Source organism: Roseisolibacter sp. H3M3-2 (assembly GCF_029211165.1).
GTDB lineage: Bacteria > Gemmatimonadota > Gemmatimonadetes > Gemmatimonadales > Gemmatimonadaceae > Roseisolibacter.
Genome location: NZ_JARGEK010000727.1, coordinates 1 through 858 on the forward strand (window position 1 = coordinate 1; position 858 = coordinate 858).

An 858-nucleotide genomic window follows, 5' to 3' on the forward strand; every position below is an offset into this window, starting at 1 on the left:
CCGAGCGGCGGCGGCCGCAGGACGGGCGGGCGCGCGTGCGCGTGGGCGCCGACGACGGCGCGGCGCGCGAGGTCGACCTGCGCGTCGCCACGCTGCCGGCGCTGCACGGCGAGAGCGTGGTGCTGCGCGTCCTCGACCACGGCGGCGCGCGCGACCTCGCCGCGCTCGGGATGCCCGACGCGGTGCGCGCGGGGCTGGAGCGGCTGCTGGCGCGCACGACGGGGCTTGTCCTCGTCACCGGCCCGACGGGCTCCGGGAAGACGACGACCCTCTACGCCGCGCTGGCGCGGGTGAGCGTCCCGGGCGCGAAGGTCGTGACGGTCGAGGACCCGGTCGAGTACCGGATGCCGGGCGTCGTGCAGGTACCGGTGCAGCCGCGGGCGGGGCTCGGCTTCGCGGCGGCGCTGCGGGCGATCCTCCGCCACGACCCCGACGTCGTGCTGGTCGGCGAGATGCGCGACCGCGAGACCGCCGAGACGGCGGTGCAGGCGGCGCTGACGGGCCACCTCGTGTTCTCGACGCTGCACACCACCGACGCCGCGGGGGGCGTGGCGCGCCTCGGCGACATGGGAGTCGAGCGCTACCTGATCGCGGCGACGGTGCAGGGGATCCTCGCGCAGCGGCTGGTGCGGCTGCTGTGCGACGCGTGCGCGTCCGACGGGGCGCCGGACGCCGAGGCGCTGGCGGCGCTGCGCGCGACGGCCGGCGACGCGCCCGACGGCGGCGCGCCGCGGTGGCGCCGCGCCGTGGGGTGCCCGCGCTGCGCCATGAGCGGCTACCGCGGGCGCACGGGGATCTACGAGCTGCTCGTCGTGGGCGAGGAGACGCGGGGCGCGGTCGCCACCGGCGCGCCGCTCG

Annotated in this window: 1 protein-coding gene; it reads left to right on the top strand. The window is 79.3% G+C overall.

Features of this window, described 5'->3' with window-relative positions:
• Window positions 1-858, top strand: an 858-nt coding sequence (locus tag PYV61_RS26030) for a GspE/PulE family protein (protein WP_275836799.1), incomplete at both ends; no start/stop codon positions are given.